This window comes from Streptomyces sp. A1277 (assembly GCF_004795015.1).
GTDB lineage: Bacteria > Actinomycetota > Actinomycetes > Streptomycetales > Streptomycetaceae > Streptomyces.
The window spans coordinates 18,028-42,152 of the sequence record NZ_SSBI01000036.1; the positions used below are offsets into that span (position 1 = coordinate 18,028).

At 72.9% G+C, this 24,125-nt stretch carries 27 protein-coding genes and 1 pseudogene; 7 read left to right on the plus strand and 21 right to left on the minus strand.

Annotated elements, in window-relative coordinates; all coding sequences use genetic code 11:
* Positions 1–26 precede the first annotated feature (26 nt).
* Positions 27–1,370 carry a response regulator gene (locus tag E6R18_RS22730; protein ID WP_136318752.1) on the plus strand — a complete coding sequence of 448 codons (1,344 nt, stop codon included), beginning with the start codon at positions 27–29 and terminating at the stop codon, positions 1,368–1,370.
* Here E6R18_RS22730 and E6R18_RS22735 read toward each other — a convergent pair.
* The 4 genes from E6R18_RS22735 to E6R18_RS22750 form a co-directional block, all read right to left on the minus strand.
* Entirely contained in the window at positions 1,352–1,687 is a 336-nt protein-coding gene (locus E6R18_RS22735; RefSeq protein WP_136206713.1) for a DUF2516 family protein, read from the minus strand. The two genes, E6R18_RS22730 and E6R18_RS22735, sit on opposite strands and share 19 nt — an antisense overlap.
* 119 nt (positions 1,688–1,806) lie before the next feature.
* Entirely contained in the window at positions 1,807–2,517 is a 711-nt protein-coding gene (locus tag E6R18_RS22740; RefSeq protein WP_136318753.1) for a hypothetical protein, read from the minus strand.
* A gap of 51 nt (positions 2,518–2,568) precedes the next feature.
* Positions 2,569–3,000 (minus strand): helix-turn-helix transcriptional regulator, encoded by a 432-nt coding sequence (locus E6R18_RS22745; RefSeq protein WP_136318754.1) that lies wholly within the window; start codon positions 2,998–3,000, stop codon positions 2,569–2,571.
* A gap of 135 nt (positions 3,001–3,135) precedes the next feature.
* On the minus strand, positions 3,136–4,254 hold the full coding sequence (locus tag E6R18_RS22750; protein ID WP_136318755.1) for an NAD(P)/FAD-dependent oxidoreductase: 1,119 nt from the start codon (positions 4,252–4,254) through the stop codon (positions 3,136–3,138).
* A 52-nt stretch (positions 4,255–4,306) separates the two neighbouring features.
* Here E6R18_RS22750 and E6R18_RS22755 point away from each other — a divergent pair, with 52 nt between their 5' ends.
* Complete coding sequence (locus E6R18_RS22755) at positions 4,307–4,999, plus strand: TetR/AcrR family transcriptional regulator (RefSeq protein ID WP_136318756.1); 693 nt, start codon at positions 4,307–4,309, stop codon at positions 4,997–4,999.
* A gap of 186 nt (positions 5,000–5,185) precedes the next feature.
* Here E6R18_RS22755 and E6R18_RS22760 read toward each other — a convergent pair.
* The 4 genes and pseudogenes from E6R18_RS22760 to E6R18_RS22775 form a co-directional block, all read right to left on the minus strand.
* Positions 5,186–5,866 (minus strand): annotated as a pseudogene (locus tag E6R18_RS22760) (TetR family transcriptional regulator); the annotation flags it as partial.
* A 90-nt stretch (positions 5,867–5,956) separates the two neighbouring features.
* The gene (locus E6R18_RS22765; protein WP_136318757.1) at positions 5,957–7,210 is read right to left on the minus strand and encodes a GNAT family N-acetyltransferase; all 1,254 of its coding nucleotides are present in this window, start codon (positions 7,208–7,210) and stop codon (positions 5,957–5,959) included.
* A gap of 72 nt (positions 7,211–7,282) precedes the next feature.
* Positions 7,283–8,272: an asparaginase gene (locus E6R18_RS22770; RefSeq protein WP_136318758.1), complete on the minus strand. Its 990-nt coding sequence runs from the start codon at positions 8,270–8,272 to the stop codon at positions 7,283–7,285.
* Positions 8,273–8,318: 46 nt separating this feature from the next.
* Positions 8,319–8,963 (minus strand): ABC transporter substrate-binding protein, encoded by a 645-nt coding sequence (locus E6R18_RS22775; RefSeq protein ID WP_206308359.1) that lies wholly within the window; start codon positions 8,961–8,963, stop codon positions 8,319–8,321.
* A gap of 117 nt (positions 8,964–9,080) precedes the next feature.
* Here E6R18_RS22775 and dtd point away from each other — a divergent pair, with 117 nt between their 5' ends.
* Positions 9,081–9,530, plus strand: a complete 450-nt coding sequence (dtd, locus tag E6R18_RS22780) for a D-aminoacyl-tRNA deacylase (RefSeq protein WP_136318759.1) — start codon at positions 9,081–9,083, stop codon at positions 9,528–9,530.
* 39 nt (positions 9,531–9,569) lie between these two features.
* Here the strand turns inward: dtd and E6R18_RS22785 are convergent, their stop codons facing one another.
* The 6 genes from E6R18_RS22785 to E6R18_RS22815 form a co-directional block, all read right to left on the minus strand.
* On the minus strand, positions 9,570–10,535 hold the full coding sequence (locus tag E6R18_RS22785) for a folate-binding protein YgfZ (RefSeq protein ID WP_136318760.1): 966 nt from the start codon (positions 10,533–10,535) through the stop codon (positions 9,570–9,572).
* 20 nt (positions 10,536–10,555) lie between these two features.
* Positions 10,556–11,035 (minus strand): Fur family transcriptional regulator, encoded by a 480-nt coding sequence (locus tag E6R18_RS22790; protein WP_136318761.1) that lies wholly within the window; start codon positions 11,033–11,035, stop codon positions 10,556–10,558.
* Positions 11,036–11,102: 67 nt separating this feature from the next.
* Complete coding sequence (locus tag E6R18_RS22795; RefSeq protein WP_136318762.1) at positions 11,103–11,675, minus strand: FABP family protein; 573 nt, start codon at positions 11,673–11,675, stop codon at positions 11,103–11,105.
* Between the two features lie 272 nt (positions 11,676–11,947).
* The gene (locus E6R18_RS22805; protein WP_136318763.1) at positions 11,948–12,853 is read right to left on the minus strand and encodes a hypothetical protein; all 906 of its coding nucleotides are present in this window, start codon (positions 12,851–12,853) and stop codon (positions 11,948–11,950) included.
* Entirely contained in the window at positions 12,850–13,698 is an 849-nt protein-coding gene (locus E6R18_RS22810) for a hypothetical protein (protein WP_136318764.1), read from the minus strand. The genes E6R18_RS22805 and E6R18_RS22810 overlap by 4 nt, the downstream gene beginning before the upstream one ends.
* The gene (locus E6R18_RS22815; protein ID WP_136318765.1) at positions 13,695–14,501 is read right to left on the minus strand and encodes a hypothetical protein; all 807 of its coding nucleotides are present in this window, start codon (positions 14,499–14,501) and stop codon (positions 13,695–13,697) included. The genes E6R18_RS22810 and E6R18_RS22815 overlap by 4 nt, the downstream gene beginning before the upstream one ends.
* Before the next feature lie 107 nt (positions 14,502–14,608).
* Between E6R18_RS22815 and E6R18_RS22820 the strand changes: the two genes are divergently transcribed.
* Positions 14,609–14,971 (plus strand): DsrE family protein, encoded by a 363-nt coding sequence (locus tag E6R18_RS22820; protein ID WP_136318766.1) that lies wholly within the window; start codon positions 14,609–14,611, stop codon positions 14,969–14,971.
* A gap of 126 nt (positions 14,972–15,097) precedes the next feature.
* Here the strand turns inward: E6R18_RS22820 and E6R18_RS35285 are convergent, their stop codons facing one another.
* From E6R18_RS35285 to E6R18_RS22860, 7 genes are all read right to left on the minus strand, one after another.
* Positions 15,098–15,487 carry a DUF3099 domain-containing protein gene (locus tag E6R18_RS35285; protein WP_136318767.1) on the minus strand — a complete coding sequence of 130 codons (390 nt, stop codon included), beginning with the start codon at positions 15,485–15,487 and terminating at the stop codon, positions 15,098–15,100.
* A gap of 155 nt (positions 15,488–15,642) precedes the next feature.
* Positions 15,643–15,930: a DUF1416 domain-containing protein gene (locus tag E6R18_RS22830; protein WP_018519671.1), complete on the minus strand. Its 288-nt coding sequence runs from the start codon at positions 15,928–15,930 to the stop codon at positions 15,643–15,645.
* Between the two features lie 75 nt (positions 15,931–16,005).
* A complete protein-coding gene (locus tag E6R18_RS22835) occupies positions 16,006–16,851 on the minus strand; it encodes a sulfurtransferase (protein ID WP_136318768.1) in 846 nt (281 codons plus the stop codon).
* A gap of 483 nt (positions 16,852–17,334) precedes the next feature.
* Entirely contained in the window at positions 17,335–18,024 is a 690-nt protein-coding gene (locus E6R18_RS22845; protein ID WP_136318769.1) for a DUF2993 domain-containing protein, read from the minus strand.
* A gap of 167 nt (positions 18,025–18,191) precedes the next feature.
* The gene (locus tag E6R18_RS22850; protein WP_136318770.1) at positions 18,192–19,499 is read right to left on the minus strand and encodes a hypothetical protein; all 1,308 of its coding nucleotides are present in this window, start codon (positions 19,497–19,499) and stop codon (positions 18,192–18,194) included.
* Between the two features lie 10 nt (positions 19,500–19,509).
* Positions 19,510–19,764, minus strand: a complete 255-nt coding sequence (locus E6R18_RS22855; RefSeq protein WP_136318771.1) for a MoaD/ThiS family protein — start codon at positions 19,762–19,764, stop codon at positions 19,510–19,512.
* A gap of 62 nt (positions 19,765–19,826) precedes the next feature.
* Positions 19,827–20,723 carry an alpha/beta fold hydrolase gene (locus tag E6R18_RS22860; protein WP_240799825.1) on the minus strand — a complete coding sequence of 299 codons (897 nt, stop codon included), beginning with the start codon at positions 20,721–20,723 and terminating at the stop codon, positions 19,827–19,829.
* A 243-nt stretch (positions 20,724–20,966) separates the two neighbouring features.
* Between E6R18_RS22860 and E6R18_RS22865 the strand changes: the two genes are divergently transcribed.
* The 3 genes from E6R18_RS22865 to E6R18_RS22875 all read left to right on the plus strand — a co-directional run bounded on the left by E6R18_RS22865 (position 20,967) and on the right by E6R18_RS22875 (position 24,086).
* Entirely contained in the window at positions 20,967–21,752 is a 786-nt protein-coding gene (locus E6R18_RS22865) for a response regulator transcription factor (RefSeq protein WP_136318772.1), read from the plus strand.
* Positions 21,753–21,776: 24 nt separating this feature from the next.
* Positions 21,777–22,829: a LacI family DNA-binding transcriptional regulator gene (locus E6R18_RS22870; protein ID WP_136318773.1), complete on the plus strand. Its 1,053-nt coding sequence runs from the start codon at positions 21,777–21,779 to the stop codon at positions 22,827–22,829.
* Between the two features lie 111 nt (positions 22,830–22,940).
* Entirely contained in the window at positions 22,941–24,086 is a 1,146-nt protein-coding gene (locus tag E6R18_RS22875) for a trypsin-like peptidase domain-containing protein (RefSeq protein WP_136318774.1), read from the plus strand.
* The last annotated feature ends 39 nt before the right edge of the window (positions 24,087–24,125 follow it).

Consider the following 24,125-nt stretch of genomic DNA (forward strand, 5'->3'; position numbering starts at 1 on the left):
GGGGGGAGGGAAGGAAACCCGAACCGATGCCCGTACCCGTACCGCAGCCGTGTTCCGCGCCCGCTGCGGAGACCAGCTCCGGCGCCGGCCTCACCCTCCTGGTGATCGAGGACGACCCCGCGGGCACCTTCACCGCACCGGAGCTCTCCGCCGCGGCCGGTGCCCGGGTCCGTATCCGTGCCGCCCGCAACCTCACCGAGGCGGGCCGGCTCCTCACCGACGACGTGGACTGCATCCTGCTGGACCTGGCGCTGCCGGCCGGCGCCGAGACGCGCGGCGGCCCGGAGGGCGAGGAGGACGGGCTCGCCACGCTCAAGCACGTGCTGCGGATCGCGCCCCGCCACGCGGTGCTCGCCCTCACGGCGGAGGACGACGCCGAGCTGGCCGCCGAGGCGGTCCGGGTGGGCGCGCAGGACTACCTCTTCCGCGGCGAGCTGGACAGCAGGCTGCTGAGCCGGGCCATCCGCTACGCCGTCGAACGCAAGCGCGCCGACGTGGCGCAGCACCAGCTCACCGAGTCCCGGCTGCGCGCCCAGGAGAACGCCCGGCTGGAACGCGGTCTGCTCCCCACCCCGCTGCTCGAAGGCTCCGACCTGCGCTTCGCCGCCCGCTACCGGCCGGGTCGCAGCCGGGCGCTGCTCGGCGGGGACTTCTACGACACGGTCCGCACCCCGGACGGCACGGTCCACGCGATGATCGGCGACGTCTGCGGCCACGGCCCGGACGAGGCGGCGCTCGGGGTGGAACTGCGCATAGCGTGGCGGGCCTTGACGCTGGCGGGGCTCTGCGGCGACGAGCTGCTGTCCACCCTCCAGCAGGTCCTGGAGCACGAGCGGGAGAGCGAGGAGATCTTCGCGACGCTCTGCACGGTCGACATCGCCCCGGACGGCCGCCGGGCGGGCCTGTGCCTGGCGGGCCATCCCGCACCGCTGATCGCCCGCCGCGGCCGGGCGGCGCAGCTGCTGCCGTACGAGGACGGCGGGCCGGCCCTGGGCCTGCTGCCACGTGCGCGGTGGCCGCGCCGGCAGGTGGAGCTGGGCGGCTCCTGGAGCCTCATGATGTACACGGACGGGCTGATCGAGGGCCGCGTCGGCGAAGGCACGCGGCGGCTGGGCCAGGACGGCATGGTCGCGATGGTCAACCGGCAGCTGGCCGAGGGCCTGGCCGGCGAGGACCTGCTGGAGGCGGCGGTCACCCACGCACGGGAGCTGAACGGCGGGGAGCTGACCGACGACGTGGCGGTCCTGCTGCTCGACCGCGATCAGGACACCGCGCGTCTGCGGCTCCCGGGCGGCGGCCGGAGCGTGAACATTCCGCGCCCCCGCCCCGGCCGGGACTCACCCGCCGGGGTTCAGCGCCCGCCGTTGTAGGGGCCGTACGGGCCGTCGCTGCTGGAGCCGCCGCGCCGGCGGCCACCGCCGGAGACGGCCTTGAGGGCGGGCCGTACGTCCACGAAGAAGACGATGGACGCGATGAGCCCGGCGATCTGGAGGAAGACCATGGGAACCCAGAGGTTCACGACGACCGCGATCCCGAGGATGATCAGCCAGAAGACCTTCGTCTGCTTGTTCGCTGCGCGGTACGCGTCCTCGCGGGCGATCGCGGCCATGACCAGCGCCACGACGGCGAGAAGGGTCATGACCATGAAGATGAGCCCGAGGAACGTCTGGAAGCCTTCGAGCAACATGATGTGCACCGCCTAGTGAGTGGGTGAGCGCCTCCCGGCCAAGGTACCGGGAGGGCGGGCCGGACCCCGAACGAAAGGTGCCCGCCCGCCCTCCCGGCACACCTGCCGGGCACGCGGTGCTACTTGGCGGAGGGCGGCGTGGCCTTCTTCGCGGCGGGCTTGCGCGCGGGCGCCTTCTTGGCGGAGGCGGCGGGCTTGACGGCAGCCGGCTTCACGGTGGCGGCGGGCTTGGCGGCCGTGGCGGGCTTCGCGGTTGCGGCCGGCTTCGCGTCCGCCGGCTTCGCCGCGGTGGCCGGCTTGGCGGCCGGGGCCGGCTTCGTGGCGGATGCCGGCTTGGCGGCGGTGGCCGGCTTGGCGGCGGCCGGCTGGGACTCCTTGCGCGGCTCGACCACGACGGCGATCTCGACGATCTCATCGGCGGTCTCGCCCCGCCACGTGCGCACGGTCTGCTCGCCGCGCTCGGCGACCTTCTCGTACGTCTCCCGGGCCCGGACCGCGTACTCGGCGGCCACGCCCACACCGCGCAGCGCCAGGTCCTGGGCGTTCTCGCCGAGCTTCTTCAGGTCGGTGTCGAACGCGCCGATCACCTCGGCGACCTTGGCCTGCAGCGTGGCCTGCGCCTCCTTGGCCTGCCCGGCGACCTTCACCTGCACGGCCCTGGGGTCGGTGTTGCGCACGGCCTCGATGCGCTCGGGCGCCTCGGCCCGGAGCTGTTCGAGCAGCGCGGGGACCTTGCGGGCCTGGCGCACGGCGAGGTCGGCGGTGCCGGCGGCGAAGTAGAGGGGGGTCGGGTCGGTGAGGGTCTTGCGCAGGTCATCGGTGATGGCCATGACTGTGGTCCTCCCGGATCATCAGACTGGGTGTGAGGGTGGTGGAAGCTCTCAAGCTGTATCGGCAGCACTGCCACCGGGGCTGAAGGGACCGTCCGGTGCGGACGCGTCCTCCTCCTGGGCCCCGGGCTCGTCGTCCAAGCCGTTCTCCTTGCGGAAGGAGGCGTAGATCTGGAGCAGCACGCTCTTCTGCCGCTCGTTGATCGACGGATCGGCGAGGATCACCGCCCGCGTCTCCAGCTCCTCCCGCTCCCGCTCGTCCAGAATCCCGGCGCGCACGTACAGGGTCTCGGCGGAGATCCGCAGCGCCTTGGCGACCTGTTGCAGCACCTCGGCGCTGGGCTTGCGCAGCCCGCGCTCGATCTGGCTGAGGTAGGGGTTCGACACCCCGGCGGCGTCGGCGAGCTGCCGCAGCGAAAGCTGAGCGCTGCGGCGCTGCTCGCGCAGATAGTCGCCGAGGTTGCCGACGTTGAGTGAAGCCATGCGTCGATGGTGCACCCACCTTGCTAACTTTTGCAAGCGACTGCTTGCAAAAGTGTTGGCGGGGCACTCGCATGGGCGGATGAGCCGGTGCTTTCGGGCTCGGCGGTCAGGGCGGCTGGGCCGGGTCGAAGGCGGTCAGGACGGCTGGACCTGGTCGAAGAGGGCGAGGGCTGCGGTGGGGTCCGGGCTGACGAGGCGTTCCAGGCCGGCCGTCGTCATCTTCGCCCACCTGCCGGCCCGTGCCCACATCTGCCCCTCGAAGGCGCGGACGGTTTCGTCCGGATCTCCGGGGCCGGTGGCGAGGGACTCGGCGAGTTCGGCGCCTTCCAGCATCGCGAGGTTCGCGCCCGCCCCCAACGGGGGCATCAGGTGGGCCGCGTCGCCCAGGAGCGTCACCCCGGAGACGTGGGTCCAGGTGTGGGACACGGGCAGGACGTAAAGGGGGCGGTGGACGAAAGCGCTGCCGTGGCGGAGGAGGTCGAGGACGGGAGCGGCCCAGCCGTCGAACAGGGCCAGCAGGCTCGATCGCACGGCCTCGGCGTCGGTCAGGTCCAGGTCCGCGTGCCAGTCCAGCGGCGCGCGGAACTGCGCGTACACCTTGACGTGGCCGCCGCTGTTGCGCTGGGCGACGAGGGCCCGGTTCACGCCGTACACCGCCATGGAACCGTCGCCGACCAGCCGGGCGAGGTCGGGATGGCGGGTGTCGACGTCGTCGAGGGAGGTCTCGACATAGGTGACGCCGGTGTAGTGCGGCGCCACCGACGAGACCGCCGGGCGGACCCGGGACCAGGCACCGTCCGCGCCGATCACGAGGTCGAGCGCCTCCTGCCGCCCGTCCGCGAAGTGGACCAGTACGCCATCCCTGGCCCCCGGCACCACGTGCGTCACGCCCCGCCCCCACTGGACGTCGAGGGTGTCGAGCAGCAGGTCACGGAGTTGGCCGCGGTCGATCTCGGGATTGGCCCGGTCGTCCGGGCGGGGTCGCCAGTCACGCAGGACGGTCCCGTCCGGGTCCAGGATGCGCATGGCCTGCCCCTCGGGACGGGACAGCGCCCGGAACTCGGGCAGCAGCCCCGCCTTGTCCAGTGCGCGCTGGCCCAGCCCTTCTTGCAGGTCCAGCGTGCCGCCCGGGGGGCGGGCCTCGGGGCCGGGATCGCGTTCGAGGACGGTGACGGGGTGGCCGTGGCGGTGCAGGACCCGGGCGAAGGTGAGGCCGGCGGGACCGCCGCCGACCACAGCGATACGTTGTCTCATATCGATACACTGTATTGAAATAGGCCGACGTATCGCAACGTACGGTGTGAGCATGACTGTGTGGGACCGGCCCGAGCCGCCGACTCAACCCGCGCCGCTCGACCGGGAGCGGATCGTCGCCGCCGCCATCGCGCTGGCCGACGAGGGCGGGCTGGCGGCCGTGTCCCTGCGCAAGGTCGCCGCCCGGCTGGACGCCGGCCCGATGCGGCTGTACCGGTACATCGCCACCAAGGAGGAGCTGTTCGACCTCATGGTGGACGAGGTCCAGACCGAGATCCGCCCCGAGGAGCGGCCCGGTGACTGGCGGGAGGCATTGCGCGGCCTCGCCCAGCGCACCAGGCAGGCCGCCCTGCGCCACGAGTGGCTGGCCGACCTGCTAGGCGGCCGCCCCGCCATGGGCCCGAACGGCCTCGCCGTGGCCGAGGCCACCCTGTCCGCCTTCGACGACGTCGCCGATGTCGACACCGCCATGCGCGCCGTGGAGACGGTCAGCGCCTACTTCATCGGCGCGATCAGGCGCGAGACCGCTCACGTGCGGGCCGAGCGCGCCTCCGGCCTGTCCAAGCACGACTGGCAGCGCGCCTCCGGCCCGCACCTGACGGAAATGCTGGCCACCGGCCGCTTCCCGGCGGTGGCCAAGGTCGTGTACGACGGCACCGACGTGGACGCCGAGGCATCCTTCGCGACCGGCCTGGACTGGGTCCTCGACGCCGTGGCCGCCAAGCTCACCCCACCGCCGGCGTGACACTCAGCCCTTCCCGGGGGCCCCTCGCCCCGCGTCAGTGGAATCCGCCGAAACCGTCGAGCCCGCCACACGCACAACGCCGGCCGCGTCTGCCGCCCCCGCACCCGTCGAACCCGCCGCACCTGCAACGCCCGACACGTCTGCCGCACCCGCAACGCCCGCCACGTGCACCACGCCCGCCGCTTCCGGCCCCTCCAGCCCCGCCCGCAGCTGCGCGAACCCCCGCTCCGCCGCCTCGACCGCCTCGGCGTACAACTCCCCCGCCCCGGCGCCCTCGCTGATGCGCCGCCAGTTCTCCGAGGCCAGGATGCGCTGGACCGCGATGATCTGGCCCGCGGCCAGCCGGTCCGGGGTGCGGCCGCCCAGGGCGTGGGCGAGCGCGTCCTCCGAGCGGCTCAGGTAGCCGTGGAGGCGGGCCACCAGGGCGGGGGTGCCGTACAGCAGCGCGTGGTACGCCAGCACCTCCGGCGCGTCGCACAGGCCGGTGACCGGGTCGCGGCGCCCCAGGCCGTCCAGGAAGTGGCGCCGCAGCGCGTCCAGGGGCGATTCGCCGTCCGCGCGGGCGGCGACCACGCGCGCGGCCTCGTCCTCGTGGTCGGCGAACCGGTGCAGGGCCAGGTCCTCCTTGGCCGGGAAGTACCGGAAGAGCGTCGGCTTGGAGATGTCCGCGGCCGCCGCGACCTCCGCCACCGACACCTTGTCGAAGCCGCGCTCCAGGAACAGGGTGATCGCGGCGTCGGAGACCGCCTGGTACGTCAGCTGCTTCTTCCGCTCCCGCAGGCTCATCGGCGCGGGCGGTCCGCCGGCCGCGTCCCCGTCCGCCGACCCGTCCGCCGACCCGCCCGACCTGGCCTTCTCTGCGCTCATGACCCTGAAGCGTACGCCCTTGGCCTCAAGCGGACTTGAGCCCTCCGCCCGGCCCGCTCCCCCTGCCGCCGCACCCCCTCCCCTGCCGGCTCAGAAGGCGTCCGGGCACCAGGGCCGCCGCGCCGTCCGGAACACCGCGTCCGCCGACGCCGCCGCGCCCGGGGCCAGTTCCGCCACCCGGTCCAGCGCCGCCAGCCGTGAGACCGACTCGTCGCCGAGGCAGAGCGTGCCCAGCTCCCCCACGCCCATCGCCAGGTCGGCCGAGCGCGTCGTCGGGGTGCAGGTGGTGCCGTCCGGCGAGGCGTCCAGGTGGAAGCGGCCGGCGGCCGGGCCGGACGCGTCGTGGATCTCCAGGACCAGGGAGCCGGGCACCGCGTAGGTGCGGGCCTCCAGGGCGCGTACGACGTCCAGGACGCGCACCCACAGGAAGTCCGCCTGCGTCACGACGCGCGCCGCTCGCGGGTCCGGGAGCAGCAGCGGGAGCAGGTCGTCGGCGGGGCGGTACCCGGTGCGGATCGTGGAGATCCAGTCCACCGAGCACAGGAAGTGCCACAGCGCCCGCTCCGCCGCCGGGGTCACCGCGATCATGCTGCGCACCGTCGCACGGTTCAGCGGCTGCTTGGCGTCGCTCCAGTTCTCGTCGGCGCGGTAGACGAGCATCCCGTCGACCGTGCCGTCCGGGCCCCGGTGGACGGCGTAGAAGGGTTCGGTCCAGGGTTCTTTGGGGAAGAGCGTCTGGCCCGTGAGCCGGTTCCACCAGTGGGCGCCGCGGCTCACCACGCCGTGCTGCCGGGCCCGCAGCCGGTCGTGCAGGGCGGGGCCCAGCTTGCGTATCTCCGCGCCGTCCACCAGGTCGATCCGGCCGCCGTCCCCGGGCGCCGGGACCGGGCGGTGCGGGTTTAGGCCGGTGCGGTGGACGTCGATCTCCCACTCGGTGGCCCCGGCCGCCGGGCCGAATCCGTACCGCCCGTAGATCGGGTACTCGGCGGCGATCAGCGTCGCCGCCACGTCACCGCGCTCCTTCGCCGCCGCCAGGTCGGCGGCCATCATCCGCGAGAGCAGCCCGCGCCGGCGGTGGGTGGGCGAGACCGCGACGTTGGTGACCGCGTCCGTGGGCACCGTCGCACCGCCGACGACCGTCAGTTCCTGCGCGAACGAGCGGAACGTCGCGACGCACCGCCCCGCGTCGAAGGCCCCCTGCGCGCGGGACAGGTCCATGTACCCCAGGCGTCCGGCCACCTCCTCGTCGGACGGGGTGGGCGGCCTCAGGAAGCCGGTGTTCAGGGCGCGCAGCCAGTCGGGGAAGTCGGACAGTGTGACGGTACGGACATCCGGGGCGGTCATGCGCCCCACGCTAGAGAGCGCGGTGCGCGATGTCGCATGGTTTTGACGGCCGGGACCGCGGAGCCCGGGGCCTCAGAACACCGCGCGGATCTCCCCCACCTCCGCCGCGCCGCCCAGCAGCGGTGCCCGGCCGATCCGCGAGACCACCGGCGCGTCGACCCCCAGCAGCCCCAGCGCGCGGCCCAGGACCGGGCCCAGCGCCCGGGTCGAGCCGTCGTCGATCTTGAAGGCCAGGGCCCTGCCGTCCGCCAGGGCCACCGCCTGCACGGCCTCCGCGCCCATCTTCGAGAGCGTGCCGGGCACCTCCCGCATCAGCCAGGTGTCGGGGCGCCGCGTGCCCGCCACGTACTCCGGGTGCGCGCGCATCGCGTCCGCCACCCGGCGCTCGGCCGTGCCCTCCCCGGCCGTGACGAAGCTGCGGAACGCCCGCGCGAGCCCCACCAGCGAGATCGCCATCAGGGGCGCCCCGCAGCCGTCCGTGCCGACCGCGGCGACCGGTTCGCCCGCGGCCTCCTCGACGACCTGGTGGACCAGCTGCTGGAGGGGGTGGGCGGGGTCGAGGTAGCCGACCAGGTCCCAGCCGTTGCGGGCGCAGGCCGCGAGCATCGCCGCGTGCTTGCCGGAGCAGTTCATCGTCAGGCGCTCGCGGACACGGCCTGCGGCGAGGTACGTCTCGGCCTCCGCCGGGTCCAGCGGCAGGTCCGGCGGGGTCTGGAGGTCCTCGGGCGACAGTCCGTGCTCGGCGAGCACCTTGCGTACGAGATCGAGGTGGAAGCCCTCGCCGGAGTGGCTCGCGGCGGCGAGCGCCAGCCGCTCGCCGGACAGGTCGAGCCCGGCCCGCAGCACGGCCGCGGCCTGCATCGGCTTGTTGGAGGAGCGCGGGAAGACCGGCGCCGCCGGGTCGCCCAGGGCCAGCTCCACGCTGCCGTCTGCGGCGAGCACGACGAGCGAGCCCCGGTGGTGGCCCTCCACGAAGCCGGACCGTACGACCTCGGCCAGCACGGGCAGGCCGGGGGCCGGGCCGGCGGATACGGCGGGGGTGCGGGCTGCGCTGGAGGTCATGGTGGCCTTCCGGGGACGGACGGGACCCGCCCCCGGAAGGGTCGCCTCAGGCGAGCAGGTCGTCTACTTGTGCTTCCCCGTCACGGTACCTGCGGGCGATCTCCGCGCCGCAACCGTCCGCCGTGCGCTGGAGCCGGTGCCGGCGGCGGGAGACCTGCTGTTCGTAGCGGACCAGGCGCCCCATCGCGGTGTGCAGCTCCTCGTCCGTCCGGGCGTCGAGGTCGGACAGCTCGACCTCGGCGAGCGTCTCGGCCGCCAGCTTGCGGTACTCGTCGCTGCGCGGCACGGACAGCGTGACGTGCCGGGCGGAGGAGCGCTGCGGCGACGGGGCGTCGGCGAGGATCTCCGACAGCCGGTCCACCACCGGCGACTCCGGGCCCCGGCGCCGGGCCAGCTCGGCCCGCAGGATGTCGATCCGTCCCTGGACGAGCCGCCGCACATAGCTGAGGTCGGCCTCGTCGCGCTGGGCGTCGCGGCGCAGCGCCCGCAGCTCCGGCAGTCTCAGGGCGCCCAGCTCGGCCCGGGACCCGCCGCCGTCGCCGTCGTCACCGCCCTGGCCGGTCCGCTGCACGGGCGGGCGCATGGTGCTGCTACTCGTACCGCTGCCGATGCCCGTACTCGTGTTGCTGCTGACGCCGGGGCGCGCGACCGGCACTGCGCCCGGGGACTGCCCGGTTCCATGGGTGCTCATGCTTGTGTCCATCCCCTCGACCGGTGCGTCGGCGCACCGCCTCCCGAGCATGGTGCCACCCCGAGGGTCCTTGTGGAGGTGCTCTGTACCCGTTCAGCCCAAGATAGGTTGGTCTGTATGCGTGCAGTGGTACAGAGGGTGGATGGCGCGAGCGTCTCGGTGGCGGACGCCGCGGGCGACGGCGGGGGCTCCTCGGTCGTCGGTGAAATAGTCGGCGAGGGCCTGTGTGTGCTGGTGGGAGTGACCCACGGGGACACCGCCGAGAAGGCGGCGCAGCTCGCCCGCAAGCTCTGGGCGGTCCGCATTCTGGAGGGCGAGAAGTCCTGCTCCGACGTGAATGCGCCGCTTCTGGTGATTTCGCAGTTCACTCTCTACGGGGACGCCCGGAAGGGCCGCCGGCCCACCTGGAACGCCGCCGCGCCCGGCGAGGTCGCCGAGCCGCTGGTGGACGAGGTGGTGGCGCAGCTGCGGGCGCTCGGGGCGACGGTGGAGACGGGCCGGTTCGGGGCGGACATGCGCGTCTCGCTCACGAATCACGGCCCGTTCACCGTCATCGTCGAGGTCTGAACTCCGGCCCGGCGGCCGGTCCCCGGTCCTCGGCGGGTGTTACGGCTCGACCACCGTCTCCTGGGCCGCCGCCGTGTCCCCGGCCAGCAGCTCCGCGTCGACCGGCACGTTCCGCTTCACCAGGGCCAGGGCGATCGGGCCCAGTTCGTGGTGGCGGGCGGAGGTGGTGACGAAGCCCAGCCGGCGGCCCTCGGCGCCGTCGGCGGCGAGCCGGATCGGGGTGCCGTGGCCGGGCAGATGGACCTCGCTGCCGTCCAGGTGCAGGAAGACGAGGCGGCGGGGAGGCTTGCCCAGGTTGTGCACCCGGGCGACGGTCTCCTGGCCCCGGTAGCAGCCCTTCTGGAGGTGGACTGCGGTGCCGATCCAGCCCAGCTCGTGCGGGATGGTGCGGTGGTCGGTCTCGAAGCCGAGCCTCGGCCGGTGGCCCTCCACGCGCAGCGCCTCGTGGGCCAGCACCCCGGCGAGCGGGCCGTGCCCGGCCGCGTACGCCTCCAGGCCGGCGCGCGGGAGGAGCAGGTCGCGGCCGTACGGCGTCTCGCGTACGACGGCCCCCTCGGGCACCTCGGCGATGGAACCGGCCGGCAGGAACACCAGGGCGTAGTCCTCGGTGCGGTCGGCGACCTCCACCCGGTAGAAGAACTTCATCGACTCCAGGTAGGCGATCAGTTCGCCCTGCGTACCCGGCTCGACGTGCATCCACACCGTCTCGCCGTCGTCCACGAGGTACAGGGCGTGCTCGATGTGGCCGTTCGCGCTCAGGATCAGGGCCTCGGTGGCCTGCCCGGGGGCGAGTTCGGTCACGTGCTGGGTGATCAGGAGGTGCAGCCAGGCCAGCCGGTCGCTCCCGGTGACGGTGACGACGCCGCGGTGCGACAGGTCGACCAGGCCCGAACCGTCGGCGAGGGCGCGCTGCTCGCGGAACAGGTCGCCGTAGTGCGCGGCGACGCCTTCGTCGCGGCCCTCGGCGGGGACGGCGCCGGGCTGGGACAGCAGGGGGCTCTTCATGCGACCAGCGTACGACTGGTTCAGGCCCCGGCAGCCGGTGCGGGGTCGCCGGACGGCCCGTCGATGCCGGGCCCGTCCGCCGTCTTCGCCGTGCAGTCGGCGCAGCGGCCGAAGATCGCGAAGTGCTTCATGTCGGTCTCGAAGCCGAACGCACCGCGCAGCTTCTCCGTGAACTCCTCGACCACGCCGACGTCGGCCTCGATCACGCCGGTGCAGTCCCGGCAGACCAGGTGGATGTGGTGGTGGCGGTCGGCCAGGTGGTACGTCGGGGCGCCGTGGCCCAGATGGGCGTGGCTGACCAGTTGCAGCTCCTCCAGGAGCTCCAGGGTCCGGTAGACGGTGGAGATGTTCACGCCGGACGCGGTCCGGCGCACCTCGGAGAGGATGTCGTCGGGCGTCGCGTGTTCCAGCGTGTCGACGGCTTCCAGGACGAGCTGGCGCTGCGGCGTCAGCCGGTAGCCACGCTGACGGAGATCGGTCTTCCAGTCGGTGCTCACCACAGCCCCCAGTGTAGATCCGGGCGGAACGACTGCCCCGGGAAAGCGAGGACCACCGCGTGAGCGGTGCCTACTTGAAGAAGGCGATGCCGTCGTCCGGCAGGTCGCCGAGGCTCTTGGCCATCGCCTCGACCTCCTGGGGCGTGACGGTCTTCTTCAGGTGCGCCGACATGTACGGGCGCAGCTCGACCTCGGGCGTCGCCTTCTCGCCGACCCACATGAGGTCGCTGTTGACATAGCCGTAGAGCCGCTTGCCACCGCTGTACGGGCCGGAGGCCGCGGTCCGGGCCACCGCGTCGGTGACCAGGTCGATCTGCGGCTTCTTGTCGGCCAGCTCGCCGTACCAGATCTCGATGACGCCCTGGTCGCGGGCCATGACGACCTCGACCTTGCGCTCCTTGTCGACGCGCCAGTAGCCGGTCTCGGTCTCCAGCGGGCTGACCTTGTTGCCCTCGGCGTCGAGCGCCCAGGAGTGCGAGGTGTACTCCAGGAAGTCCCGGCCGTCGTGGCTGAAGGTGACCTCCTGGCCGAAGTTGCACTTCTCGGCGCCGGGGAAGTCGGAGACACCCGCGCCCACCCAGTTGCCCAGGAGGAAGGCCAGCGGGACGAGGTCCGGGTGGAGGTCGGACGGGATCTCGATCATGAGCGGCTCAGTCGATCTGTGAGGCGGGAGGCGGGAACGCCGGGAACGGGAAGGTGGTCAGCGCTGACCCTGGTACAGCTTCTTCACGGTCACGCCGGCGAAGGCGAGAACGCCGACGCAGACCAGGACCAGCAGGGCGGAGAAGAATGCCTCAAGCACGGGGGCTCCTCGAACGAGCGGTATGGCGGCAGTACAGGGCCGGGCCCCAGCCTAATGGGTGGGGCCCGGCCCTGCCGGTCCGGGGCGTCCTGACGGGCGTTCTGCGGGGCGGCTCAGCCCAGCAGCTGGTTCTGCAGGATGACCGTCTGGTGGAACGGGACACGGGGCGTGCCGCCGTCGCCCTTGCGGGACTGGACGACCAGCGCGACCGTGTCGCCCGCGATCACGTAACCCGCCCGCACCTGCGCGGCACCGAACGGCTTCGGCTCGCTGAAGACGTACGACGCGGTGTCCTCCACCTTGCCGCCGCCCGTCCAGCTCTCGTCGAACTCCAGGTCCCGCGCGCCGAGCAGCAGGTCACCGGCGGATGACGCCCCGCTGTAGCGCTCGTCGCGGAAGGCGTCGGCGTCCTCCGCAGAGTTGAACTGGAGCAGGTAGACCCGGCTCGACGTGCCGTCCGGCATGGTCCAGCCGCGCGCCGCGATGTGCCGCAGGGCCCCCTCGCGCAGGGTGTCGCCGAGGCCCGCGCGCCGGTCCTTCACGTACTCGGACGCGAACTGCTCCGTGCCGACCCAGCCGCCCTTGAGCTTCTTGTCCACCGTGGCCCCGGCCGGTGCGGGGAGCAGCAGCTCGCGCAGGTCGGCGTGGTGGACCTCGGAGAGGTTGCCGGCGTTGAAGGGGCGCGGCTTGCCGGCCGGGAGCGCGGGCAGGGTGAGCCGGGGGTACTCCCAGCGCCCGTCGGCCTCGGTGGCCAGTCCGGGCACGTCCGTACGTTCCATCGAGGTGATCCCGTACGCCGTACCCGCCCCGACCGCCCCGAACACCAGCACGGCGACGGTCCACCGCGCCACGGCCCGCAGCGTGCGGCGCGGCGGCCGGGGCTCCGCCGTGGCGGGGGCCTGGACCGGGGCCGGTGGGATCGAGGGCATGGGCGGGGCGACGGAGGCCGGCGGTGGCACGGGGGCGGGGTGGGCCGCTGCCGCCGCCTCGGGCTCCGGTGCGGCCGTCTGCTCGGTCATATGTACTCCCCCGGGGACGTGATGTGGTTGAGCTGGTCCTTCACCAGCTCGGCGACGGCCGCCTTGTCGAACGGCTTGGTCCCGGACGCCGAGAACGTGACCATCACCTCGCCCTCGTACGCCGTGCAGAACATCCCCTCGATCCGCTGCTTGGTGTTCTCGGGGTCGCGGAAGCACCTGGCGTTCTTCTTGTGGCCGTCGATGGCCGGCCCGTCACGCAGGACGCCGACGCTGTCGAAGAGTCCGGCCCGGAAGGAGTAGAGGTCCTTCAGGGCCTTCCTGTCCTTCATCCGCACCAGCTGGGTGGTGATGACCAGGTCGTTGCCGTTCGAGGCGTACGTGCGGACGGCCAGGCCCTGGATGCGCAGCTTGTCGACCCGCTTCTCGAAGTCGCGCCGGGGCCGGCCGGACAGTCCGCGGCCGCCCTCCTTCATCTCGGCGGCGGCCGCGGGTCCGCTGACCTCCGCGTCGTTGCCGTAAGTCCCGGAGTCCGGGCCGAGCCGGTAGCCGGCCGGGACGGGCAGCAGCAGCTTGCTCAGCTCGGTGGAGGCCCGGCCCCGGGCGACGTCACCGGCCGGGTCCTTGCCCGGCTCGTGCGCGGGCTTCTCCCACAGCCGGGTCGGCACGGTCCGGTCCGCGTCGTCGACGGTGGCCTTCGTGTACGCGGCGGCGCCCGCGACGGCGGCGAGCACCAGCACGACGGGGACGGCCGTGAGCACCACCCGCCGCGCCCGGCCCTTCCGCGCGGGGGCTGCGGCCGGCTCAGGTGCGGCAGCGAGGGCGGCGGCCGGCGCGGGCTCGCTGTCCGCCGGCGGTGCGGGCACGGTCGTGTGGTCGTCGTTCACAGGCGCTCCAGCTGTCGCTCGGCCAGCGTCCGGATGTCCTTCTTGCTGATCGGCGCGGTGTCGTAGACGTGGATGTCGACCATGACGTCGCCCCGCTGGAAGATCGCCCTGGCCCGGTGGACGGGCATGTATCCGGGCTTCCGGTCGGCCGGGTAGACGTAGTACCGGCCGTTCGCGCTGCCCTTGAGCGCGGTGCCGCCGTTGCCCGCGCCGTGGTCGGTCTGGGGCATGTACGAGCGCTGGTCCTCCGCGTGGTCTGCCGCCGCGGCACCCGAGCGGAACTGCACCAGCCGGACGGTGGCCGTGCGGTGCTCGCCCTTCTTCCAGGCCGCGCCCGCGACCCGGCGGATGCCCTGGTCGAGGAGGTCGCCGTACATGTAGTCCTCGTCCTCGAATTCGAGTGCGTAGCCCTCGAGCCCCAGCCACCCGTCCCACCCGAGCGTGGTCAGCAGCTTGTCCTCCTCCCAGCCCTTCGGCCGGGGCGCGACGAGCTTGCGCAGATCGCCGTCCGCGCGGACCCTGCGGTCCTGCGAGGCGGGCAGCGGGTCCGGCGCCTTCCCGGCGGGCAGCGCCTTCGCCGGGTACGCGAGATCCGGCTGCGAGAGCGCGGTGAGCGGTGTCGGCGCGCGTCCGGCCTGGACGCCGTAACCGACCGCGACGCCGCCCGCGATGCCGAGCAGGGCCGCGGCGGCGATGATCAGCGTCGTACGTCCGCGCGGGCGCCGTTCACCGGCGGCGCCGGGCTCCGGTGTGTCCGCGGGCGGCTCGGGCTGCCCGTCGGAAATGCTGTCGTCCATATGCAAAATGGGTCCCCCCACGAGACCTTGAGGCACGGATTCCGTTATCCGCGCACACAACTGACCCACAGGTTGCCAACGGGGTTGTAAGGCCGACGGTTACAGTTCCGTACATGCCGAAGAAGCTCGTGATCAAGGTGACCGCAGGTGCCGACTCCGCCGAGCGCTGCTCGCAGGCGTTCACCGTGGCGGCCGTCGCCGTCGCCAGCGGGGTGGAGGTCTCGCTCTGGCTGACCGGGGAATCCGCGTGGTTCGCCCTGCCGGGGCGCGCCGCCGAGTTCGAGCTGCCGCACTCCGCGCCGCTGCCGGACCTGATCGAGTCGATTCAGGCGGGCGGCCGGATCACGCTGTGCACGCAGTGCGCGGCCCGGCGCGACATCACCGAGGAGGACGTCCTGGAGGGCGTGCGGATCGCCGGTGCGCAGGTCTTCGTCAGCGAGATCATGGCCGACGGCGTGCAGGCGCTCGTCTACTGAGGGGTCCTCCGGGCGCGGCGGCGGCCGACAGCTCTGTGGAGTCCTTTGGGCACGGCGGGCGACAGCTTGTGGAGTCCTTTGGGCGCGGCGGGCGTCAGCTCCGAGGGTCCTCCGGCGCGGCGGCCGTCAGCCGCGTCGTTTCCTGCCGTCCAGCTCGTCCCACCAGGCGTCGGACTCCGGATCGCCGGTGGCACCGTTGGGGCCGGCGGGACCGGTGGGTCCGTCCTTGCCGGGCCGGGTGGCACCGTGGGGACCGGCGGGACCGGTGGGTCCGTCCTTGCCGGGCCGGGTGTCGCCGGGTGGGGGCGGACGGGCGGCGGGCTCGTCCCACCAGCGGTCCTCCGGCCCCTTGCGGTTGCCCACCATCGCCGCGACGGGCGGGATCACCATCGCGACCACGCACATCGCGATGGCGGCCGGCATCGACCAGAGCCTCACGAAGGCCCAGGCCGAGACGAAGAGGACGAGGCACACGCCCATCAGCACGAAGTAGGCGCGCCGGCGTCGGCGATACATGACTCCAGCGTAGGCCGGATTCGCTCGCGCGGCCGGTCCAGCGGAAGCGGAATCCCCCTCCGGGCAGCCCGAAGGGCCGTACCCGCGCCAAGGAAGCGTCCAACCCCCTGGGGTACGGCCCTTCGGCCGGTCGCCGGCCGCGCCGGCGCCACTTGCTAGACGGCGATGGCCACCTCGGCGAGGCCACCCGTCTGCGCCACGACCGTGCGGTCCGCGCTGCCGCCGGGGACGAGGGCGCGCACCGTCCAGGTGCCCTCGGCCGCGTAGAAGCGGAACTGTCCGGTGGCCGAGGTCGGGACCTCGGCGGTGAACTCGCCGGTCGAGTCCAGCAGGCGGACGTAGCCGGTGACGGGCTCGCCGTCGCGGGTCACGCTGCCCTGGATGGTGGTCTCACCGGGCTTGATGGTCGAAGCGTCGGGGCCGCCGGCCTTTGCTCCACACATGGTCTTCTGTCCTTCGGGTCTCGGTCGTGCTGGTCGGGAGTCCGCCCGCTCGCGCGGGCGGCGTGGCGCCGGGCCTTACTTGTTGGCGCCGAGCTCGATCGGCACGCCGACGAGGGAGCCGTACTCGGTCCACGAACCGTCGTAGTTCTTGACGTTCTCCTGGCCGAGGAGCTGGTGCAGCACGAACCAGGTGAGCGCGGAGCGCTCGCCGATGCGGCAGTAGGCGATGGTGTCCTTCGACAGGTCGACCTGCTCGGCCTCGTAGAGGGCGCGCAGCTCGTCGTCCGACTTGAAGGTGCCGTCGTCGTTGGCGTTCTTCGACCACGGGATGTTGCGGGCGCTCGGCACGTGGCCGGGGCGCTGCGACTGCTCCTGCGGGAGGTGGGCCGGGGCGAGCAGCTTGCCGCTGAACTCGTCGGGCGACCGCACGTCGACCAGGTTCTGGTTGCCGATGGCCTTCACGACGTCGTCGCGGTAGGCGCGGATCGACTCGTCCTGCGGCTTGGCCTTGTACTGGGTGGCCGGGCGGGACGGGACCTGGTCGCCGTCGACGAGGTCGCGGGAGTCGAGCTCCCACTTCTTGCGGCCGCCGTCGAGCAGACGCACGTCCTGGTGGCCGTAGAGCTTGAAGTACCAGAACGCGTAGGACGCGAACCAGTTGTTGTTGCCGCCGTAGAGCACGACCGTGGTGTCGTTGGCGATGCCCTTCTTCGACAGCAGCTCCTCGAAGCCGGCCTGGTCGATGAAGTCGCGGCGGACCGGGTCCTGGAGGTCCTTGGTCCAGTCGATCCGGATCGCGTTCTTGATGTGGTTCTTCTCGTACGCGGAGGTGTCCTCGTCGACCTCGACGATGGCGACCTGCGGGTCCTCGATGTGGGCCTCGACCCAGTCGGCGTCTACCAGGACGTCACTGCGGCTCATTGTGTTCTCCTCCGGGGCAGTCTGCGGCGAGATGGTGCGTAATCGTGCGTGATGCGGATGTACGGGGCGCGGGCCGGCCCCGCGAGCACAGGCAACATGCGGGATGGCCCCGACCTGCGGTCGAAGGGCCCGGGAACGCGGGAAACAGGACGTCCCGCTCAGACAGTGCGACAGAGCATGGCGGCGACGCGGCACAGGTCCACTGCCCGCCGCTTCGTGAGATCCGCCTGTCCCCGCTGCGGGAGACCGCCAATAGAGCACTGCATGGGTCCGATCGTAGGGAGGTACGGGCGGACATGTCACCGTTGTGTCGCATGGCGAGACGCGATCGTCCGCCATACGGGATGAGGTGCGGGTGCACGCAGCTCCCGCACCGCTTCCCGGGCTGCGGGGCCGACCGGTCATCTGCGGACCGGACTCGGCCGTCTCACTATGTGGCAGGCGGAGCCGGTGCGCCTGAGGTCTACCCGGCCGCGGGCCGGATCATCCCGCCAGGCGTACGTCGGTGCCGGTCACCGATATCTCCAGGCCGTCGGCGGTCGGCTGGATCTTCTCCAGCTTCAGGCCGTTCGGCAGCCCGCCGACCTCGCGCTCGAAGTCGGTCTTCTCGCGGATCAGCCCCTCCAGGCCCGGGATGCCCTCGCCCGGCACCTTGTCCGCGTGGACGCGGACGGTGTGGCCGCCGACCAGGGTGACGGAGGACAGGACGCTGCGCGAGAGCGTGCGCCCCAGGATGTCGACCGTCCCGGTCACCTTCACCTTGCCCTTGCCGCCGTACTCGACGGCGACGCCGTCGCTGGCCGCCTTCGTCAGGTCCTCGTAGGAGATGACGGCGGTCCCGGTGGCGTGGGCGGCGGTGGCGCCCGAGAAGCCGTCGGTCAGCCGCACCCGGTGCAGTTCGGCGTTCATGGTGGAGATCCGCAGGGTGCGGCCGGCCGCGGTCGTCTCGATCCCGGTGATCTCCACGTCGACCTCGTCGAGCTCCGATCCGGCGAGCTGGGTCAGGAACGGGAAGCCCTTGATGGAGACGTCGGTGGAACCGATCCGCGCCCCGTCCACCTTCACCCGGTCCTCGGCCTGCGACTCGGCGACGTACACCGCCACCCGGTCCACGGCGACGAACACCCCCGCCAGAATCACCAGGACGACGAGTGTCGTTCGCAGTGCGCGCATGCCTGTCCTTCCCCGCCTGCCCGTCCGTACGGACCCCTTGGCGCCCGTGAGCCACCTGCGACCGCACGGCACGTCCCCGCGTGATCGACGTGCGAAAGCCCTCCAACGGTTCCCCGTGGAGGGCTTCGCCATGCAGCCGGCGCGGTACCGATTCCCGCCGTACGGGCCTACGTCAGCACACGGCCGAGCAGGTAGACGGCCGGGGCGGCCGCGGTGAGCGGCAGGGCCACACCCGCCGTCATGTGCACGAAGCGTGACGGGTAGTCATAGCTCGCCACCCGCAGCCCGATCAGCGCGCAGACCCCGGCGACGAGGCCGAGCAGCGCGCCCTTCGCGCCCAGGTCGGTGACGGCACCCGCCGCGGCGCCCGCCCCCGCCGCGACGACCAGCGCCGCCACGACCGAGACCGGCCCCGGCAACGGCAGCGCCCGTACGAGCACGGCGGCGGCCACGGCGACCGCGCCGACCGTCACGGCGTCCGGGACGGCCGCGAGGTGCCCGGCCGCGAGCACCGCGAGCGCGGCGGACGCGACGGTGGCCATCAGCCCCTGCATCCGCTCGTCGGCACCGGCCCGGCTGCGCAGCTGGAGGACGACGGTGAGCAGCACCCAGACGCCGAGCGTGCCGATGATGGCGGCCGGGCCGTTCTCCCGGCCCGCCGCGAGCAGCGCCACATCGGCGACCAGCCCGCCGGCGAACGCGAGCGCGATGCCCTGCCGGGCCGGCCACATCCCATTGAGCCGGAACCAGCCCGCCGCCGTCACCGCCTGGAGCAGCACCAGCGGTACGGCCAGGGCGTACGAGCCGATGGCCGCGCCGAGCGCCAGCAGCAGCCCGAGCACCGCGGTGATCGCGGCCGGCTGGATTCCCGGCGCGATGATCGGGGAACGCCCCTCGGCGCGGGCGCGCTGGGCGTCGGTGATCCGGGCGTTGCCCAGTGTGGTGGGCGCGCTGTAGCCGTCGTCGCCGGGAGCCCCGGCGGGCGCGGGGGCGGGCGTGGCCCGGACCTCCGGGGGCAGCGGGTACGAGCCGGTCCCGGGGGCGGCGGTGTGCTGCGGGTGCACGGGCGCGGGGCCGGCGGGGTCCGCCGGGACCGCCGGCGGGGCGGGCCGGGGCTCGGGCTGGATGGCCGGCTGGTACTGGGTGTCCCAGGTCTGGCCCTGCCAGGTCTGGGTCATGCCCTGGTCCGCCTGCCCGGCCGAGGTGTCCGCGTACCCCTGACCGGCGTACCCCTGACCGGCGTACCCCTGACCGGCGTACCCCTGTCCGCCCTGCGACGGATCGCCGTACGGCTGCTGGCCGTGGGGCTGCTGACCGTACGTCTGCTGCCCGTACGCCTCCTGCGGGTACGGGTGCTGCTGCGGGTCCTGCCCGTAGGCGTACTGCTGCGGGTCCGGGTACTGCGGCTGCGGCTGCGGCTGCTGTTCCGGACCCGGGCCCGGGTAGTACGGGTGCTGCTGATCGCTGTTGCTCATGTTCTGGGGTTCACCCTCCTGCGAACGGCGGGAGCACCTCGACCGTGCCGCCCTCGGCAAGGCGTACGGTCTCATGGCTCCGGGTACCGACGGGGTCGCCGTCGATGAGGAACGAGCACCTGCGCAGTACGCGGCTCAGCTCGCCGGGGTGCTGTGCGCGCACCGCGTCGAGCGCCTCCTTGAGGGTCGCGGCGGCGTACGGCTCCTCCGCGGTGCCGGCCGCGGCCTTGGCGGCTGCCCAGTAGCGGATGGTTCCCGCAGGCATGGCGGCGCTCCTTTCGTTCCGTTCGTTCCGTGCCGGTCGGGGCATCGGCTGCCCATCATGGTTCACCGCCGCACCGCCCAGTCGGCGATGCGGGTGAGCAAGGTCTCGCCCGCCGCGTTCTCCGCGTGCCCCATCCCGCGCTCCAGCCACAGGTCCGCCGCCTCGCCCGCGGCGGCGGCCAGCATGCGCGGGTGGTCGAGCGGGAAGTACGGGTCCCGGTCGCCGTGCACGATCAGCAGGGGCGCCGGGGGGATCAGGGCCGCCGCCGCGACCGGGGAGAGCGGGACCGGGTTCCACTCGTCGTGGTGGATGCGCGTACGGAAGCCGTAGCGCCCGACCAGCCGGCCGGTGGGGCGGGTGACCATCCAGTGCAGGCGGCGCATCGGGGCCGTCCCCCGGTAGTACCAACGCGCCGGAGCGCTCACGGACACCACCGCGTCGGCGTGTGTTCCCGTACGCGCCCCTGTGCGCCCCCCGCGCTCCGCAACGGGCCCGGCGCCCTCGCCGTCCGCCGCCGGGTCCGCGTACAGCGCGCCGTGCCGGAGCACCACCGAGCCGCCCATCGAGAAGCCGACCGTCACCACCCGCCGGTGCCCGAGCGAGCGCGCCCAGGCGACCGCCGCCGCGAGGTCCAGCACCTCTCGGTCGCCGACCGTGGAAAGACCGCCGGACCTGCCGTGGCCCCGGAAGGAGAAGCTGACCACGGCCGCGTACCGGGAGAACGTCCGTACGGCCCGCCGTACCGCGGGGCGGTCGGCCGAACCGGTGAACCCGTGCGCGACGACGATCACCGTGCCCGGGTCCCCGGCCCTCCCGTCCGCGGCGTCATCCGCCGTGCACAGGTCGTACACCGCCTCGATCCCGACCCCGTCGTCCGCCCGCAACGTGGTCCGCAGCGGGCCGCGCGTGATCGAGCGAACAGAGGAATCCGGAATTCTCCCCTCGGACACAGAACTCATGTGGGTTATTCTCCTGTGAAGAGGATCCGGGCAAAGCAGCCCCCGGATCCTTTTGTGCTTTCCGGACGTTGTTACGGCGACGTTTCGACAAGCTCAGCGGAACACCAGCGTACGAAGCAGAGCCGCATACTCCCCCGGGCCCACCCGGGAGTGCCCCTTTCGCAGGGAACTGAGGAGGACCGACGTCATGGGCGAGCCAACCGTGCACGATCACCGACCGACGAACCGGGCAGGTGGGCGGCGATGAGTTCCCTGCTGCTCCTGACGAATGCCCTCCAGCCGTCGACGGAGGTGCTCCCCGCCCTCGGCCTCCTGCTGCACAGCGTGCGGGTGGCCCCCGCCGAGGGGCCCGCCCTCGTGGACACCCCCGGTGCCGACGTCATCCTCGTGGACGGGCGACGGGACCTGCCCCAGGTCCGCTCGCTCTGCCAGCTGCTGCGGTCCACCGGGCCCGGCTGTCCGCTGATCCTCGTCGTCACGGAGGGCGGGCTCGCGGCCGTCACCGCGGACTGGGGCGTCGACGACGTGCTGCTGGACACGGCGGGCCCCGCCGAGGTCGAGGCGCGGCTGCGGCTGGCCACCGGCCGGCAGCAGATCACTTCCGACGACTCCCCGATGGAGATCCGCAACGGTGATCTCTCGGTGGACGAGGCGACATACAGCGCGAAACTCAAGGGCCGGGTCCTGGACCTCACCTTCAAGGAATTCGAACTGCTCAAATACCTGGCGCAGCACCCGGGCCGGGTCTTCACCCGCGCCCAGCTGCTCCAGGAGGTCTGGGGCTACGACTACTTCGGCGGTACGCGCACGGTCGACGTCCACGTACGGCGGCTGCGCGCCAAGCTCGGCCCCGAGCACGAGTCGCTGATCGGCACCGTCCGCAACGTGGGCTACCGCTTCGTCGCCCCCGAGAAGGTGGAGCGGGCGGCCGAGGAGGCCAAGGCGGCCGCGCGTACCCTCACCCGTTCGGAGCAGCCGGGCGTTGCCGAGGTCACGGAAGAAGCCCCGGTCCGGCCTGCCAAGAGGTAGGTCCATCCGCGTAGACTGCCGCGCGTGGCCAAGGTGACGCGGGACGATGTGGCGAGACTGGCGGGTACGTCGACCGCGGTGGTCAGTTACGTCATCAACAACGGACCCCGGCCGGTCGCCCCGGCCACGCGCGAGCGGGTGCTCGCCGCGATCAAGGAGCTGGGTTACCGGCCCGACCGGGTCGCCCAGGCGATGGCCTCGCGGCGGACCGACCTCATAGGAATGATCGTGCCGGACGCCCGGCAGCCGTTCTTCGCGGAGATGACGCACGCGGTCGAACAGGCCGCCGCCGAGCGCGGGAAAATGGTGCTCGTCGGCAACTCCGACTACCGCGACGAGCGCGAGGTCCACTACCTGCGGGCCTTCCTCGGCATGCGGGTCTCCGGCCTGATCCTGGTCAGCCAGGGTCACAGCGAGCGCGCGGCGGCCGAGATCGAGGCGTGGGACGCCCGGGTCGTGCTGCTGCACGAGCGGCCCGAGGCGATCGACGACGTCGCGGTGGTCACGGACGACGTCGGGGGCGCCCAGCTCGCCACCCGCCACCTCCTTGAGCACGGCAACGCGTACGTGGCGTGCCTCGGCGGCATGGAGTCCACCCCGGCGGTCGGCGACCCGGTCGCCGACCACATCGAGGGCTGGCGCCGGGCCATGCACGAGTCGGGCCGCTCCACGGAGGGCCGGCTCTTCCAGGCCCCGTACAACCGCTACGACGCCTACCGGGTGGCGCTGGACCTGCTCGCGGGCCCGGACCGGCCCCCGGCCATCTTCTGCGCCACGGACGACCAGGCCATCGGCGTGCTGCGGGCGGCGCGCGAGCTGCGCATCGACGTGCCGGGCGAGCTGGCGGTCGCGGGCTTCGACGACGTGAAGGAAGCCGGTCTGACCGATCCGCCGCTGACGACGGTCTTCTCGGACCGCCCGGCGATGGCGCGGGCGGCCGTGGACCTGGTGCTCGACGACTCGTTGCGGGTGTCGGGGTCGCGGCGGGAACGGCTGAAGCAGTTCCCCTCCGCGCTGGTGGTCCGCCGCTCGTGCGGCTGCGGGGAGCCCCCGGCGGCGGGCCGGGCGCAGTCCTGACGCTCGCACGGGCGTGCGCCGGGCGGCCTTTATATCGGGCATACGCGGTTCTGCCGGGCTTCTCAGGGCGTACTCACGCTCTTCTCATCTTGGCCGGACAGTCTCATAGACATGACAGAGAGCCAGCGCCCGAGCGGCGAGTACCCGATGTACCCCTCGTACGGCAACGGCGACGCGGCCTACCCGCCGCCGCCGTCATACCAGCCCGTCCAGCCGGTCCCCATGGGCCCCGGAACCACGGTGTGGCCCGCCCCCGCCCCGGCCGACGGGCACGCGGGCGGCGGTGACCAGGGCGGCGGCCCGTACGGTCACGGCCTGCCGCAGTCCCCCGCCGAGCCGCCCGCCGCCCGGCGCCGGGTCCGCAAGCCGGTGGCGCTCCTCGCGGCGGTGGCCATCGCGGCGGCGATCGTGGGCGGCGGCACCGCGACGGTGATCGGCAAGCTCACCGGCGACACCGCCGCCACCGCAGCCGGCGGCGGCGTCATCCCCGGCACCACCGTCTCGCAGAGCAGCAAGGGCACGGTGGCCGGTGTGGCCGCGGCCCTCTCGCCGACGATCGTGGAGATCGGCGCGACCTCGACGGCCGGCCAGTCGACCGGTTCGGGCGTCGTCATCACCTCCGACGGCGAGATCGTCACCAACAACCACGTCGTCGCGGGCGCCACGGCCATCAAGGTCACGCTGAGCACCGGCAAGACGTACACCGCCGACGTCGTCGGCACCGACGCCGACAAGGACCTCGCCCTCATCAAGCTCCAGGGCGCGAGCGGGCTGAAGACCGCCACGCTCGGCGACTCCTCCCAGGTCGCCGTAGGCGACGAGGTCGTCGCGATCGGCTCGCCCGAGGGCCTGACCGGCACGGTCACCAGCGGCATCGTCTCCGCACTCGACCGCGACGTCACGGTCGCCAAGGACGGCGACAGCGGCCAGGACCAGAGCCAGCAGCAGGGTGGCGGCCGGCAGTGGCCGTTCGAGTTCGGCGGGCAGCAGTTCAACGGCGACACCGGCGAGTCCACCACCACCTACAAGGCCATCCAGACCGACGCCTCGCTCAACCCGGGCAACTCCGGCGGTGCGCTGATCAACATGAACGGCGAGATCATCGGCATCAACTCGGCGATGTACTCGGCGAGCTCCGCCAGCGGTTCCAGCGGCTCCAGCGGCTCCAGCGCGGGCAGCGTCGGCCTCGGCTTCGCGATCCCGGTGAACACCCTCAAGGCCGACCTCGACGCCCTGCGGGCCGGCAACGGCTCCTGACCTCTCCGGCACCGGCGGCCGTGCGAGGCTGAGAAGCTG

Coding starts and splice junctions, on each gene's coding strand:
- E6R18_RS22875 (WP_136318774.1), top strand. CDS start 22,941: ATGACAGAGAGCCAGCGCCCGAGCGGCGAGTACCCGATGTACCCCTCG.
- E6R18_RS22765 (WP_136318757.1), bottom strand. CDS start 7,210: ATGACCGCCCCGGATGTCCGTACCGTCACACTGTCCGACTTCCCCGAC.
- dtd (WP_136318759.1), top strand. CDS start 9,081: ATGCGTGCAGTGGTACAGAGGGTGGATGGCGCGAGCGTCTCGGTGGCG.
- E6R18_RS22855 (WP_136318771.1), bottom strand. CDS start 19,764: ATGCCTGCGGGAACCATCCGCTACTGGGCAGCCGCCAAGGCCGCGGCC.
- E6R18_RS22860 (WP_240799825.1), bottom strand. CDS start 20,723: ATGAGTTCTGTGTCCGAGGGGAGAATTCCGGATTCCTCTGTTCGCTCG.
- E6R18_RS35285 (WP_136318767.1), bottom strand. CDS start 15,487: ATGTATCGCCGACGCCGGCGCGCCTACTTCGTGCTGATGGGCGTGTGC.
- E6R18_RS22735 (WP_136206713.1), bottom strand. CDS start 1,687: ATGTTGCTCGAAGGCTTCCAGACGTTCCTCGGGCTCATCTTCATGGTC.
- E6R18_RS22745 (WP_136318754.1), bottom strand. CDS start 3,000: ATGGCTTCACTCAACGTCGGCAACCTCGGCGACTATCTGCGCGAGCAG.
- E6R18_RS22835 (WP_136318768.1), bottom strand. CDS start 16,851: ATGAGCCGCAGTGACGTCCTGGTAGACGCCGACTGGGTCGAGGCCCAC.
- E6R18_RS22805 (WP_136318763.1), bottom strand. CDS start 12,853: ATGACCGAGCAGACGGCCGCACCGGAGCCCGAGGCGGCGGCAGCGGCC.
- E6R18_RS22775 (WP_206308359.1), bottom strand. CDS start 8,963: ATGAGCACCCATGGAACCGGGCAGTCCCCGGGCGCAGTGCCGGTCGCG.
- E6R18_RS22730 (WP_136318752.1), top strand. CDS start 27: ATGCCCGTACCCGTACCGCAGCCGTGTTCCGCGCCCGCTGCGGAGACC.
- E6R18_RS22755 (WP_136318756.1), top strand. CDS start 4,307: ATGACTGTGTGGGACCGGCCCGAGCCGCCGACTCAACCCGCGCCGCTC.
- E6R18_RS22750 (WP_136318755.1), bottom strand. CDS start 4,254: ATGAGACAACGTATCGCTGTGGTCGGCGGCGGTCCCGCCGGCCTCACC.
- E6R18_RS22770 (WP_136318758.1), bottom strand. CDS start 8,272: ATGACCTCCAGCGCAGCCCGCACCCCCGCCGTATCCGCCGGCCCGGCC.
- E6R18_RS22845 (WP_136318769.1), bottom strand. CDS start 18,024: ATGCGCGCACTGCGAACGACACTCGTCGTCCTGGTGATTCTGGCGGGG.
- E6R18_RS22820 (WP_136318766.1), top strand. CDS start 14,609: ATGCCGAAGAAGCTCGTGATCAAGGTGACCGCAGGTGCCGACTCCGCC.
- E6R18_RS22865 (WP_136318772.1), top strand. CDS start 20,967: ATGAGTTCCCTGCTGCTCCTGACGAATGCCCTCCAGCCGTCGACGGAG.
- E6R18_RS22785 (WP_136318760.1), bottom strand. CDS start 10,535: ATGAAGAGCCCCCTGCTGTCCCAGCCCGGCGCCGTCCCCGCCGAGGGC.
- E6R18_RS22850 (WP_136318770.1), bottom strand. CDS start 19,499: ATGAGCAACAGCGATCAGCAGCACCCGTACTACCCGGGCCCGGGTCCG.
- E6R18_RS22830 (WP_018519671.1), bottom strand. CDS start 15,930: ATGTGTGGAGCAAAGGCCGGCGGCCCCGACGCTTCGACCATCAAGCCC.
- E6R18_RS22795 (WP_136318762.1), bottom strand. CDS start 11,675: ATGATCGAGATCCCGTCCGACCTCCACCCGGACCTCGTCCCGCTGGCC.
- E6R18_RS22740 (WP_136318753.1), bottom strand. CDS start 2,517: ATGGCCATCACCGATGACCTGCGCAAGACCCTCACCGACCCGACCCCC.